This is a genomic window from Mesorhizobium sp. P2_A8 (genome assembly GCF_056404935.1).
The window spans coordinates 62,174-74,620 of the sequence record NZ_JBFUDB010000006.1 but is presented as its reverse complement, the minus strand read 5'-3'; the positions used below and the strand labels follow the sequence as shown (position 1 = coordinate 74,620).

At 64.7% G+C, this 12,447-nt stretch carries 13 protein-coding genes; 1 reads left to right on the top strand and 12 read right to left on the bottom strand.

Translation table 11 applies throughout. The features are described 5' to 3' along the window. The first annotated feature begins 6 nt into the window (after nucleotides 1–6). The gene (locus AC1D10_RS18540) at nucleotides 7–1,035 is read left to right on the top strand and encodes a LacI family DNA-binding transcriptional regulator (protein WP_477274316.1); all 1,029 of its coding nucleotides are present in this window, start codon (nucleotides 7–9) and stop codon (nucleotides 1,033–1,035) included. A gap of 55 nt (nucleotides 1,036–1,090) precedes the next feature. Here AC1D10_RS18540 and AC1D10_RS18535 read toward each other — a convergent pair whose 3' ends face one another. From AC1D10_RS18535 to AC1D10_RS18480, 12 genes are all read right to left on the bottom strand, one after another. After that, on the bottom strand, nucleotides 1,091–2,110 hold the full coding sequence (locus AC1D10_RS18535) for an aliphatic sulfonate ABC transporter substrate-binding protein (protein WP_477274314.1): 1,020 nt from the start codon (nucleotides 2,108–2,110) through the stop codon (nucleotides 1,091–1,093). A 35-nt stretch (nucleotides 2,111–2,145) separates the two neighbouring features. After that, nucleotides 2,146–3,045, bottom strand: coding sequence for an ABC transporter permease (locus AC1D10_RS18530; RefSeq protein WP_477274312.1), 900 nt, complete (start codon nucleotides 3,043–3,045; stop codon nucleotides 2,146–2,148). A gap of 12 nt (nucleotides 3,046–3,057) precedes the next feature. Then, nucleotides 3,058–3,894, bottom strand: a complete 837-nt coding sequence (locus tag AC1D10_RS18525) for an ABC transporter ATP-binding protein (protein WP_477274997.1) — start codon at nucleotides 3,892–3,894, stop codon at nucleotides 3,058–3,060. A 32-nt stretch (nucleotides 3,895–3,926) separates the two neighbouring features. Next, nucleotides 3,927–4,253, bottom strand: a complete 327-nt coding sequence (locus tag AC1D10_RS18520) for a 4Fe-4S dicluster domain-containing protein (protein WP_477274310.1) — start codon at nucleotides 4,251–4,253, stop codon at nucleotides 3,927–3,929. Next, nucleotides 4,250–5,875 (bottom strand): FAD-binding protein, encoded by a 1,626-nt coding sequence (locus AC1D10_RS18515; RefSeq protein ID WP_477274308.1) that lies wholly within the window; start codon nucleotides 5,873–5,875, stop codon nucleotides 4,250–4,252. The genes AC1D10_RS18520 and AC1D10_RS18515 overlap by 4 nt, the downstream gene beginning before the upstream one ends. A gap of 30 nt (nucleotides 5,876–5,905) precedes the next feature. Next, nucleotides 5,906–6,502: a thioredoxin family protein gene (locus AC1D10_RS18510; protein ID WP_477274306.1), complete on the bottom strand. Its 597-nt coding sequence runs from the start codon at nucleotides 6,500–6,502 to the stop codon at nucleotides 5,906–5,908. Nucleotides 6,503–6,823: 321 nt separating this feature from the next. Beyond that, nucleotides 6,824–7,270, bottom strand: a complete 447-nt coding sequence (locus AC1D10_RS18505; protein WP_477274304.1) for an aconitase X swivel domain-containing protein — start codon at nucleotides 7,268–7,270, stop codon at nucleotides 6,824–6,826. After that, a complete protein-coding gene (locus tag AC1D10_RS18500; protein WP_477274302.1) occupies nucleotides 7,267–8,517 on the bottom strand; it encodes an aconitase X in 1,251 nt (416 codons plus the stop codon). Before AC1D10_RS18500 ends, AC1D10_RS18505 begins: the two co-directional genes overlap by 4 nt. Before the next feature lie 71 nt (nucleotides 8,518–8,588). Further along, complete coding sequence (locus AC1D10_RS18495; RefSeq protein ID WP_477274300.1) at nucleotides 8,589–9,656, bottom strand: ABC transporter ATP-binding protein; 1,068 nt, start codon at nucleotides 9,654–9,656, stop codon at nucleotides 8,589–8,591. Further along, nucleotides 9,656–10,444: an ABC transporter permease gene (locus AC1D10_RS18490; protein ID WP_477274298.1), complete on the bottom strand. Its 789-nt coding sequence runs from the start codon at nucleotides 10,442–10,444 to the stop codon at nucleotides 9,656–9,658. The genes AC1D10_RS18495 and AC1D10_RS18490 overlap by 1 nt, the downstream gene beginning before the upstream one ends. After that, nucleotides 10,444–11,307, bottom strand: a complete 864-nt coding sequence (locus tag AC1D10_RS18485) for an ABC transporter permease (RefSeq protein WP_477274296.1) — start codon at nucleotides 11,305–11,307, stop codon at nucleotides 10,444–10,446. Before AC1D10_RS18485 ends, AC1D10_RS18490 begins: the two co-directional genes overlap by 1 nt. Before the next feature lie 67 nt (nucleotides 11,308–11,374). Beyond that, nucleotides 11,375–12,436, bottom strand: coding sequence for an ABC transporter substrate-binding protein (locus AC1D10_RS18480; protein WP_477274294.1), 1,062 nt, complete (start codon nucleotides 12,434–12,436; stop codon nucleotides 11,375–11,377). Between the last annotated feature and the right edge of the window lie 11 nt (nucleotides 12,437–12,447).

The following is a 12,447-nucleotide window of genomic DNA, read 5'->3' as shown; positions in this document are numbered from 1 at the left end:
AAGACAGTGCGGTCCACCTTGACTGACATAGCCCGGGAAGCCGGTGTCTCGGCCGCCACGGTCGACCGAGTGCTCAACAATCGCTCCGGCGTGCGGGCGCGCACGCGTGAAATCGTGCTCGAAATGGCGCAGCGGCTCGGCTACATCGCCGAAAGCCCGAACGGGGCGCCGCCGCGGCATTTGCCCGGCGATGTCATCCGGCTCGACTTCGCGCTTCCGGCCGGCACCAATTCCTTCATCAAGATGCTGCACCGGCAGATCGAGGCGCAGGCGCAGTCACGGCCCGACCTCGATGTGCACATCGCCACCATCGAAGGTTTCAACCCGGACGGCCTCGCCCGCCTGCTGCAGGAATTGCGCGGACACACGCAAGGCGTCGGCGTCATCGCACTCGACCATCCGACGGTGCGCGAGGCGATCCGCTCGCTGTCGGCCAACGACATCAAGGTGGTGACCATCGCCTCCGACATCCTGCATGTGCCGAGGGTTGCCTATATCGGGATAGACAACCGCGCCGCCGGGCGGCTTGCCGGCTATCTGCTCAACCGCTTCATGGGATCGGGGCGTCCGGGCAAGGTGGCGCTGTTCGCCGGCTCGCTGTCCTATCGCGGCCACGAGGAGCGCGAGATGGGATTCCGCCATATCCTGATGGAAGAATCGCCCAATCTGCAGATCGTCGAGATGCGCGAAATGCTCGACGACCGCGAAAAGGCCTATTCGGAGGCGTCGGCGCTGCTGGAACGGCACCCCGACCTTGCCGCGATCTACAATGTCGGCGCCGGCAACACCGGCATCGCGCGCGCGCTCAAGGAACGCGGTCGCGCGCAGTCCATGGTCTTCCTCGGCCATGAGGTGACCGACGGCACCAAGGACCTTCTGCTCGATGGCACGCTCGACGCGGTCATCGACCAGAACCCGCGCGTCGAGGCCCGTGAGGCGCTCAACACCTTGACCCATGCGGTCAGGGGACTGCCCTATGAATTGCACCAGCCAAGGCTGCAGGTGATCTTCAAGGAGAATATCCCGGAAATCTGACGGGTTGGACAAGCGGGGCGGCACGGCGAAGGCCCGCCCCATCGGAGCTTCTGGTCTACTGGACGGCGGCGACTTCCGCGGCCGCAGCGTCGACAAAGCTCTTGTCGACCCATTTGCCGTAGTCGATCGAGCGCTTCAAAAGCCCGGCACCGGCCATGAATTTTTCCTCGCCCTGCAACGCGGCGATCGCATCGTCGGTGAGTTTCGGATCCTGGTGGAATACGCCGTCGGCATAGGTCTTGCGGACGGATTTTTCCGACGACTTGGTCGCCTCGACAAAAATCTTGATCGTCTCCTCGGGATGTGCGTCGGCCCAGCGCGAAATCTCGATGTCGACCTTCAGCAGCCGCTTGACGAGATCGGGGTATTTCGCCGCGAAGGCGCCATTGACCGAGATGACGTTAGGCACGTTCCATTCCGGATGGGTGCCGGTGTCGAAGAGCACGCGCGCCTCGCCGGTGTCGACCAGCTTGGCCGCGGTCGAATCGGTCTCGACGATGGCGTCGATGTCGCCGCGCAGCAGCGCCGGGCCGGACGCCTCGAAAGGCAGGTTCAGCCCTTCGACGTCATTGGTGGTCAGGCCGACGCTGTTCAGCGCCTTGCTGAAATTCGAATGCCGCACCGTGCCGGTGAGATAGGCAACCTTCTTGCCCTTGAGATCCTGTAGCGTCTTCAGCGGCGAGTCGGCCTTGACGACGATGTAGGAGCCGCCGGCCTTCACATAGCTCGACAGGCCGATCAGCTTGACGTCGGCGCCGGACGCGGCGACGCGCAGCGCCGGATTGTTGCCGGTATAGGTGAACTCGATCGCACCGGTCGCCAGCGCGGTCGTCGCCTCGGAGCCGCCATTGAAGGTCACCAGTTCGACCTTGATGCCGTCCTTGGCGAATTCCTTCTCCCACCAGCCGCCCTTCTGGGCGAGGACGAACTTGAGATGCCCGGGTGCAGTGCTGCCGATGCGGATGACCTCCGGCTTGTCCTGCGCGAAGGCCGGCATGCCGCCAAGGCCGATGACGACGGCAATGGCGCCCTTCAGGAGAAGCCGGCGGAATCCGTCGAATGAGATGGTGGACATGGGGAAAATCCTTCCTGATTGGATGAATGAATGAGCTAAATGAGCGAGGTCTCGGACTGGCCCTTCCAGGCGGTCGCCCAGCGTTCGAACCAGACGAGCAGGTAGTTGACGGTCAGCCCGATGACGGTCAGCGTCAAAATTCCGGCATACATGTCGGCCGTTTCCATCATCAGCTGCGAGTTCTGGATGAGGAAGCCGAGGCCGGATTTTGCCGCCAGCATCTCGGCGCCGATGACGGCGAACAGTGAGGATTTCACCGCGAGCCGTGCGCCGGCGACAATCGAGGGAATGCTGGCGGGCAGGATGACTTTTCGGAACAGATCGAAGTCGGACGTGCCCATCGAGCGCGCCGCCTTGATCAGCAGTGGATCGACCGACTTGACGCCGCTGATCGTGTTGACGAGGAGAAAAAACACCGACGAGTAGAAGGTGATCGCCACCTTCGATTCCTCGCCGATGCCAAGCAACAGGATAAACACCGGCAGCAATGCGAATTGCGAGGTGTTGCGCAGTGTCTGCACCAGTAGATCACTGACCTTCTCGAACAGCGAATAGCGTCCCATCAGCAGCCCGAGGGGAATGGCGACCATCACGCCAAGCGCGAAGCCGATCGCCGCGCGCTGCAGGCTGATGCCGATGTGTTCGATCAGCACGCCCGAGGCGAGCAGGTCCCACCAGGCGACCAGCACCTCGCTCAGCGGCGGGAAGAAGATGCGGTTCAGCCAGCCGAGCCGTGGCGCGACCTCCCAGAGCAGGAAGAACAGGCCGAGCAGCGGCAGGCCATAGAGGAAAGTGCCGTGGCTCGTTCTCTTGCGCCGGGCCTTGGAACTGTAGGCCTTGATGGCCGGCACTCTCGCGGCGGCCACCGTTTCGCCAGCTCCGGCAAACAGATGAAGAGCTCCGGCAGTGCCAAACTTTTCGGTCAGATAGGCCATGGATCTAGCTCCTCAATGGCTGAAGGCTGGCGACAGCGTCCAGTCCTTCTGCGCCTTGTTGACCTCGTCGCGCAGCACGTCCCAGACGCGGGCGCGATACCCGTTGAATTCGGCGCTGGCGCGGATGTCGCCGTCGCGCGGCCTTGGCAGGTCGATGTCGATGATCTCCTTCACCGTGCCAGGGCGCGCGGTCATCACCACCACCCGGTCGGCGAGGAAGATCGCCTCGTCGATCGAATGTGTGACGAAGATCACCGTCGTCTTGATCTTGCCCCAGATCCGCAACAACTCGCCTTGCAGGAGCTCGCGCGTCTGCTGGTCGAGTGCCGCGAACGGTTCGTCCATCAGCAGCACTTCCGGATTGCTGGCGAGCGCACGCGCGATCGCCACGCGTTGCTGCATGCCGCCGGAAAGCTGGTTGGGGAAACGGTCCTCGAAGCCGGCAAGGCCGAACAGCGACAACAAATGCCGCGCGGTGGCCGTGCGTTCGGCCTTGGCGACGCCGCGCACTTCCAGCGCATATTCGATGTTGGCCAGCGCCGTGCGCCAGGGAAACAGCGCGTATTGCTGGAAGACATAGCCGGTCTTCGAGTCAGGCCTGGTGATGCGCCTGCCGTCGAGCTGGACGTCGCCGCCGGTCGCTTGCGTCAGCCCGCCGATGATATCGAGCAGCACTGACTTGCCCGAGCCGCTCGGGCCGACCAGCGTGATGAACTCGCCCTTGCGGACGGAAAGATCGACGCCGTCGAGCACGGTGACGCGGTCGGTCGCCTCGCCATCGACGGTGACGAACTGCCCCGGCTTGAGTTGGAAGGTCTTGCTGATGTCGCTGACGACGATGCGGTCCATGTTTGGGCGGTCCATGCCTGTCTCCGATCGGTTCACTGGGCCACGCGGATGCGGTGCGTCGGGTCGAATTCCGAGCCGCCGGCCTTGCCGCGCTTCCAGCCGAGCGCGCGGGCATAGCCGCCGAACAGCTGGCGCGCCTCGGCTTGCGCCTCGGTGATGCCGGTCGGCCCTTCGGCGAATTCGGCCACATAAAGCGCGTCGGTCGGGCAGTAGATCTCGCAGAGAAAGCAGGTCTGGCAGTCGTCCTGGCGGGCGATCACAGGCACGCCGCTCTCAGTCGCGTCGAACACATTGGCCGGGCACACCTTGACGCAGATGTCGCATTCGACACAGCGCGTCGCCGAGACGATCTCGATCATGACGCCAGCTCCGCCAGCCGCTCGGGCGCCCCGGCGATGCGGAACTCATCGACGCCGGTGATGACCAGCCGGTGCGCCAGGGCCGGGCTCTTGCGCGGCAGATCGGTGCGGCGATGCATGCCACGGCTTTCGGTGCGGTGCAGCGCGGCGGCCACCGACCAGCGCCCGGCAGCCGCGATCGATGCCGCCTCGCGCGTGCGGACCCGATCCAGCCCCTCGCCCCGCAGATGGTCGCGCACGTCGCACCAGACGCTCTCCAGCCGCAAGCCGCTTTTCTCCAGGCCCTCGCCGCTGCGGAAGAAATTCTTGTCGAGCGGTGTCACCTCGTTGCGCACCGTCTCGATCACCTCGCCTGCCGAGATGTCGGCGCGCAGCGATGCCGCCGGGCGCAGGCCGGCCTGGCCGAGCGGCTGCACCGTGCCGCGGAAGGCCTTGCCGCTCCGGCGCCTGGCATGCGTCGAGGCGCCCTTGCCGGCCCACCAGCCGCTGGCCAGCGCCCAGGAAGAATTGACGGCGCCGCCGCCGGACACCGCGCCGGTCATGATCTCGCGGCTGGCGGCGTCGCCGGCGACGTAGAGGCCGGGCACGCCGGTGGCGCAGTCGTCGGAGACGATGTCGATGCCGCCGGTGCCGCGTACCGTGCCTTCGGCGCGCAAGGTGATGCGGAACAGCTCGGTGAACGGGTCGATGCCGGCGCGGTCATAGGGCACGAAACAATTCGGCTGGCCCTGGCGCAGCCAGCCCTGCAGCGCCGGTTCGGCCTGATCGAGCCGCGCATAGACCGGGCCGTCGATCAGCGCGCGCGCCACCTCTTCCTCCCGATCGCCGATGCCGTTGCGCAACGGCTCGCCGGTTGGACCGAGGATCGGCGAGCTATCCTCGCGATGGAACGAGGCCCAGCGGAACGGCAGGCCCTTGTTCAGCGAAGAGCCGTATGGCGCCAGCGTATACTTGCCGGTGAACTCCATGCCCGACAGGCTGGCGCCGGCTTCCGCCGCCATCAGGTAGCCGTCGCCGGTCAAGCCGGTCGCGCCGAGGATGCGCTCGCGGAAGGCACAGCCGCCGGTCGCCAGCACCACGGCATTGGCGTCGACGCGCCAGTCCTGGCCAGCCTGCCGGGCGACACCGGCGGCCCCGACGATGGCATCACCATCCGACAACAATTCGAGTGCGGGATGATGGTCGAGCACGGTAACGCCGGCGAGGAGCACGCGGCGGCGCATGAAGCGCATGTAGTCCGGCCCGCGCAGATTGGCGATGTAGAGCCGGCCGTCGTCCTCGCTCGGGAAGGGATAGCCCCATTCGGACAGTTTCAGCAGGTTGCGGTAGGCGGTATCGACGCAGCGCAGCATCCAGCGCGGGTCGGCGAGTTCGCCGGTGCGCTGCCAGCGCCGCTCGACGACCGCATGCCTGTTGTCGCCCGGCGGCACGCACCAGGTGCCGGTGTTCGACGGCGCGGTGGCGCCGCTGGTGCCGAGATAACCCTTGTCGGCCAGCACCACCTTGGCCCCGCTCTCGGCCGCCGCGACAGCCGCCCAGGCCGCCGACGGACCGCCGCCCAGCACCAGCACATCGGCCTGGAGATGCAGCGCGTCGGAAGCGGATCGTTGCGGCTTTGGCATGGATACTCGGTGACTGGGTTCGTGACAGCGCTACGCGGCGCGGGCGGCGCTGGAGAACCACACCGGCTCGTTGCCGGCGCTCCATTTGATGTTGCAGCCGATCGACGGCACTTGGCTGGCGGCCGGTCTGCCGCCCTCCAGCACCGTGTCGACCGCCGCGCGCAGATCAGTGCCGGTTACCGGCTTGCCGTTGCCTGGCCGCGCGTCATCGAACTGGCCGTGATAGGCAAGCCGCCGGTCGGCGCCAAACAGGAAGAAGTCGGGCGTGCAGGCCGCGCCATAGGCCTTTGCCGTCTGCTGTGACGCGTCCTTGAGATAGGGGAAGGAATAGCCGAATTTTTCCACCTCTTCGCCGATGCGCGCCAGCGTCTCCTCCGGGTGCGCCTCATGGTCGTTAGCGTTGATCGCCACAATCTGAAGCCCCTTGGCGGCATAGTCCCTGGCAAAGGTGGCGAGCTCCTCGCGGATCAGCACGACGAACGGGCAGCGGTTGGAGATGAAGGCGACGAGCAAGGCCGGCTTGGCATCGAAATCGGCAAGCCGGTGCAGCACGCCATGGGCGTCGGGCAGCAGGAAATCGGCGGCCCTGGTGCCAAGGTCGATCGGGTTGGCCTCTGTCTTCGGCATCGATGCGCTCCCTTTTTCAACCGGTCCTACAGGCCAAGATGCGAGTGCTTTGAGCGATCGCAGTTAGTCTATTAATTTAGTAGAATTATAGGCTGGAGAGCACGCTGACGGTCAACCGCGCGGCTTAGAATATCGTGCCAATGTTTCAGGCCGAGCCGGCACGTTTGTTCGGGCGCGGGCTGTCTGGAAAGAAATGCGATTTGCGAAGGAAAGATTTGCTCGCAGTGGCGCCTTCAACGCGCCGGTTGGTGTTTGCGCTTCATCGCCTAAACGAGCCGTCGAAATGGCGACGCGAAGATGCGGGACGCAGTTCCGGTCCACTCAATCTGGCAATCGGCTGACGATCGCCCGGCCATCCGCGCTGAGGCTGATCGAGATACGGTCACCGGAAGCGATGCCGCCGATATCGCACACCACCAGAGGCATGCGGATGTCGTAGAGGAATTCGGCGACGATGGCGCCCACCGCAAGGATCGGGTCCGGCCGCTCCAAGAGAATGCCGGCCGGCGCCGTTCCCCTGCGGATCGCCTCGGCCAGAACCGATGACGAGGACGACGAGCCGCGCCCGCTCGGCAGGACTAGGATCCTGCCGGCGACATTCTGACCGAGACCAGGATGCGAATGATCCGATATGTCGCCGGTCTCGGCGTTGATGCCTCCCCAGAAGCTGAGCGGCTGCGAAAACACCAGCGCCTGGCCTGAAGCCTCACCGGCCAGTTGGAAAGCGCCGGACCGCTCGACGGCCCTGGTTTCCACTGGCTGCGTCATGAGGCGCTCCGCACAACATGCCCGACTGCTGCGGAGCGGATGCAATCCTTCATGTCGGCGAAGGCGACGGACACCCCGATATTGCCCGGCGCATAATGCGCCCATTTGCCGGAATTGGTCATCACCACGCCGTCGAGGCGCTCGAGGATCGAGGTCACATAGGTGCAGGTGTCTGCGACCGGGATCAGGCCGAAAGCCTCCATGCCGGCCAGCGCGCCCTCTTCCTGCAGCCGCGTCAGCGTCGCGCGCCCAGTGTTGACATAGATCGGAATGCGCCTGCGCGGCGCGACCTCGCGCAGCAACGGCAACAGGCGCATCCATTCCTCATGCGAGAAATGCGGCGTGCCCAGCGACACAGCCGCCAGCGGCGCGCCGTCCGGCACGGTCGACAGTCTGGCCAGCGCATGATCGATATCAGCGCGGGTGATGCCGATCGTCTCTTCCGGCGCATGGCCCTGGAACGCCTCCTCAAGCGTTCTTGCTTCCGGCGTGATGCCGACCGCATGGAACAACGCCACCGCGCCGGTGGTTGCCGCGGCAGCGCCCAACGCCTTCAACTGGTCCTCGTCGCGCGGCTGCGGCAGGCCTGCAATGACCGGAATGCGGTCGCCGCTCGCTTGCCCGACGATCAGCCCGACGCCGACGAACAGGCCGTCGCTCGGTTCCGGCTCGGCAACGGCCAGCTCGAACAGGATCCGGCCGCGCCGGTTCTCCCTTAGATGCAGCCCCCAGGCCGGCGCGCGCCCGGTCATGGCGCAGCACAGGTCGATGAAATCACCGTAGCGGTTGGTGCGGGCGCCGATGACCGAATTGGCAAAGACGATGGCGTTGGATTCGCCCCAGGCGATCTGCTCGCCGAAGCCGGGTCGGAACCGCGTCTGATAGGGCGCGCAGGTGAACGTCGCCTGACAGCCAAGCTCCAGATGGGCCTTCATCAGCCGCCGCGCCGGCACCTCTTCCGCCGCTGGCATCTTCACTATGCCGGGATGGATGAGATCGAACGAGCCGACATTCAATGTCGTCGGCACCCGCACACGGCCGCCGCCCTCGACCAGCCGTTCGACGAAATCGAGCCCTGCCTTGCCGTGGTAGAGACAGCCGTCGATATGCGAGCCGGCAATATCGAGCAGGCTGCCCGCCCCGACCGCATTGGAAAACGCGGCCAAGATCTTCATCGCGGCGGCTACGGACGGGCCGCGCTCGCCGTCGAGCATGGATCGGTCCTCGGCCGTCAATTCCAGCGTCATTGATGTGCTCCGGGCTCGTGCCCGGTTATGGTGTCCCTGATTACGAACAGTCTGGCAAGACCCAGCACGTGTCAGTTTGTAGCGATCAGCACCGTGCTCTCCGGCGACCAGCGCAGCACCACGTCCTGCCCCTCCGCCAGTCGCTCGATGCCGGTGTTCTGCACGATGACCTTGAGCGTTTGGCCGGCACGCTCGACGAAGTAAGTGCTGTTGTTGCCCGCGAAGATGCGTTTCGACACTTGCCCCCGCAGCACATTCGCGTTCGCGGCATCCGAAGCCCCTGCATCGGTGGCGATGCGGATCCGCTCGGGCCGCACGGCGCAGCTGGCCTTGGTGCCGGCGGCAAGCTTGGGGCCAGCACCCGCGGCGATCGCCGTGCCGTCCGCCAGCCGGATGCCGTCGCCGGTCGTGTCGCCGCGAAAGATGTTGGCGTCGCCGAGGAAAGTGGCGGCGAATTCGCTCTTCGGCCGGTCGTAGATCTCCTCGGGCGGGCCTTCCTGCACCAGCCTGCCGTCGCGCAAGATGCCGATGCGGTCGCTCATCGTCAGCGCTTCTTCCTGGTCGTGGGTGACGAAGATGGTGGTGATGCCGATCTCGCGCTGGATGCGTTTCAACTCGATCTGCATGTCGACGCGCAACGCCTTGTCGAGCGCGCCGAGCGGCTCGTCGAGCAACAGCACGCGCGGCTTGGTAACGATGGCCCGCGCCAGCGCAACGCGCTGGCGCTGGCCGCCGGACAATTGATGCGGCCGTCGGCCACCCAGCTTGCCGAGTTGTACGAGGTCGAGTGCGCGCTGCACCTCGTCGGCAATCACCGTCTTGGCCTCGCCACGCACCGACAGACCGAAGGCGACATTGTCGGCAACGCTCATATTGGGAAACAGCGCATAGTTCTGGAACACCATGCCGATGCGCCGCTTCTCGACCGGCACCCGCTCGACGCTCTCGCCACCGATCGCAATGCGGCCACTGTCGGGAAAGTCGAACCCGGCGATCTGCCGCAGCAGCGTGGTCTTGCCGCTGCCCGACGGTCCAAGCAGCGCATAGAAGCCGCCATCGGCGAAATCGATGGAGACGTCGTTCAGCGCCTTGTGCGCACCAAAGCTGCGCGAGACATTCGATACCTGCACGCCAGCCACTACTTCTCTCCGCCGAATTTGAAGAACCGTGCCGTGAGCAGCATCAGCGCCATCGACACGACAATGATGATCGTCGAGACCGCATTGATCTCGGGCGTGAAACCTTTGCGGATCGCCGCGTAGATTTCGACCGGCAGCGTGGTCTGGCCCGGCGTCGCCAGGAAATAGGACACCACGAACTGGTCGAACGACACCGCGAAGGCGAACAGCCCGCCGGCAATGACGCCGGGCATGATCCACGGCAGCGTGACGCGCCGCGTCACTTGCCACTGGTTGGCGCCGAGCGAGCGCGCCGCCTCTTCCAGTTCCGGCGCAAAGGTCTGCAGCCGGGCCGAGACGACGACGATGACATAGGGCAGCGCCAGCGCGACATGGCCGAGCAGGATCGCATGCAGGCCGCGGCCGATGCCGATGCCGAAGAAGAAGATCAGCATCGCCGTGCCGGTGATCAGCCACGGAATGGCGATCGGAGGAAACAGCAGCGCCTGCAGGAATTTCTTGCCGCGAAATTCATAGCGATAAAGCGCCAGCGACGCCGCCGAGCCGAGCACCGTGCAGATGATGGTGGTGATGATGGCGATCTCGACACTGTTCCAGGTGGCGGCAATCAATTGATCGTTCTGCCACAGCGATGCGTACCATTCTGTCGTCCATTCGAACGGCAGTTGGTAGAAGGGCGAGACGTTGAACGACATCAGGGCCATGATGATGATCGGCAGGTATAGGAAGGCGAGCAACAGCCAGATGTAGAGGCGGCCGAGCCATTCAAGGATGCGGGTCGTCGCCATCAAGCAGCCCTCTTGAGCACCGGCGAGGCCACCGCCAGGATGACCAGCACGACGGCCAGCAGGATGAAGGAGAGCGCCGCGCCCAGCGGCCAGTTGAACACCGCCACGAATTGGTCCTCGATGACCGTGCCGTAGAAGGTGCCAGTGCGGCCGCCGAGGATGCGCGGTTCCATGAACGAGCCGACAACCGGCACAAAAATCAGCGCCGCACCCGCTACCAATCCGGGCAAGGAGAGCGGGATGATCACCCGCTTCAAAACCTGCAGCCGCGAGGCGCCAAGCGAGCGTCCGGCCTCGATCAGCGAGTCGTCGATCGCCTGCAGCGTGAGGTAGCAGGTCAGCACCATGTAAGGCACGTAGGAATGCACCAGTCCGATGATCACGGCCGGATAGGAATACATCAGGTCGATGTTGATCTTGAACGGCAGCACCGCGTTGAGCGCCGTGTCGAGGATGCCGCCCTCGCGCAGCACCATCGCCCAGGAGAAGATGCGCACAAGCCCGTTCGACCAGAACGGCAGGATGACCAGCAGGAAGATCGCCTCGCGGCTGCGGCTCTTCAGCACCTTGGCCAGCACATAGGCAGCCGGGTAGCCGATGACGATGCACCACAGCGTCACCTCGAGGCCGAGGCGCAACGAGGCGAGCAGCAGCGTGAGATAGAGGCTTTGCGAGAAGAAGGCGGCATAGTTGCCGAGCGTGAACGCCCACGGCTTTCCCGACAGCGGCAGTTCGGTCATGAACGAGAAGAAGACCATCGCCGACAGCGGCAGGAAGATTGCCACCGTCAGCCAGAGATAGGCAGGCGCCAGCAGCGGCAATGCCGATCTCAGCCCGCTTCGCGACGCTGTCGCAGCTGCCATGATACCCTCCTCCCCAGGATTGAAAGTGCCAACCGGCGCGAACCGCCGGCTGGCCCGGACGCGAGCTTTACTTCACGTCGACCTTGAGCTGCTGCCAAAGCGCCAGATAGGCCTCGCGCTGTGCGTCGGTGATCGGCGCCTGGAACTGGATGCGCTTGGCCACTTCGGGGTCGCCCATCACCTTGCGGTTGAAGGCATCCTCGGGCAGAGCTTGCACTGCCTTGGTGTTCGCCGACACCGGCGCGCCCACCTTGGTGACCCATTCGACATAGAATTTCGGGTCGATCATGTAGTTGATGAAGGCCTCGGCGCCAGCGACGTTCTTGGCGCCGACCGGAATGGAAAAGGCGTCGAGCCAGGCGACGGCGCCTTCCTGCGGAACAACCAGCGCGACCGGCAGCTTGAAGTGCGTCTTGGCGCGGTCGGCCGAGCCGCTCCAATAGGTACCGATGTCGATCTGGTTGGATGCGACCATCTGGTTCCAGTCGTTCTCCGAGCTCCAGAACGTCTTGATCTGCGGCATCAGCGAGGTGAGCTTCGCCTTGACGGCGTCCATATCCTTGATGTCGTTGATGTTCTGGCCGGTGGCGATGGCGCCGAACTGCACCGCCTCGACGGCATCGTCACGAATGACGACACGTCCCTTGTGGGCGGCATCCCACATCTCGGCGATGCTGGTTGGCGGCTTGTCGAAGGATTTCTCGTTGATGGCGAGCGCCGTCAGACCCCACACCCACGGCACGCCATAGACCTTGCCGTCATGGACAAGCATTGGCGAGCCTGCCTTGTCCTTGCTGATGTCGGCGTAGTTCGGCAACTTGGAAGTGTCGATCGGCTGGATCAGCTTTCCGTCCATCGCCTGGTCGTTGAAGGCGGCATTGATCATGACGACGTCATAGAGGCCGGGATTGGTCCGGATTTTGGTCAGCATTTCCTGTTCGGAATTGAAGAAGTCGTTGATGACCTTGTTGCCGGTGGCCTTTTCGAAAGCCGCAACGGCCCACGGCTCGTCGGTTCCGTAGCCCTTCCAGTTGAGCACATGCACGTCGTCGGCCTTGGCGGCGAAGGCGAGTGCGGAGGTGAAGACGGCGGTCGCCGTCAGCAGAGCAGTCAAGTGAGGCATGCGCATGGTTGGTTCCT

Bases quoted from the DNA above. Each gene is read 5' to 3' on its own strand.
- AC1D10_RS18520 (WP_477274310.1), bottom strand. From the start codon at position 4,253: ATGATCGAGATCGTCTCGGCGACGCGCTGTGTCGAATGCGACATCTGC.
- AC1D10_RS18490 (WP_477274298.1), bottom strand. From the start codon at position 10,444: ATGGCGACGACCCGCATCCTTGAATGGCTCGGCCGCCTCTACATCTGG.
- AC1D10_RS18535 (WP_477274314.1), bottom strand. From the start codon at position 2,110: ATGTCCACCATCTCATTCGACGGATTCCGCCGGCTTCTCCTGAAGGGC.
- AC1D10_RS18515 (WP_477274308.1), bottom strand. From the start codon at position 5,875: ATGCCAAAGCCGCAACGATCCGCTTCCGACGCGCTGCATCTCCAGGCC.
- AC1D10_RS18530 (WP_477274312.1), bottom strand. From the start codon at position 3,045: ATGGCCTATCTGACCGAAAAGTTTGGCACTGCCGGAGCTCTTCATCTG.
- AC1D10_RS18500 (WP_477274302.1), bottom strand. From the start codon at position 8,517: ATGACGCTGGAATTGACGGCCGAGGACCGATCCATGCTCGACGGCGAG.
- AC1D10_RS18510 (WP_477274306.1), bottom strand. From the start codon at position 6,502: ATGCCGAAGACAGAGGCCAACCCGATCGACCTTGGCACCAGGGCCGCC.
- AC1D10_RS18485 (WP_477274296.1), bottom strand. From the start codon at position 11,307: ATGGCAGCTGCGACAGCGTCGCGAAGCGGGCTGAGATCGGCATTGCCG.
- AC1D10_RS18505 (WP_477274304.1), bottom strand. From the start codon at position 7,270: ATGACGCAGCCAGTGGAAACCAGGGCCGTCGAGCGGTCCGGCGCTTTC.
- AC1D10_RS18525 (WP_477274997.1), bottom strand. From the start codon at position 3,894: ATGGACCGCATCGTCGTCAGCGACATCAGCAAGACCTTCCAACTCAAG.
- AC1D10_RS18480 (WP_477274294.1), bottom strand. From the start codon at position 12,436: ATGCGCATGCCTCACTTGACTGCTCTGCTGACGGCGACCGCCGTCTTC.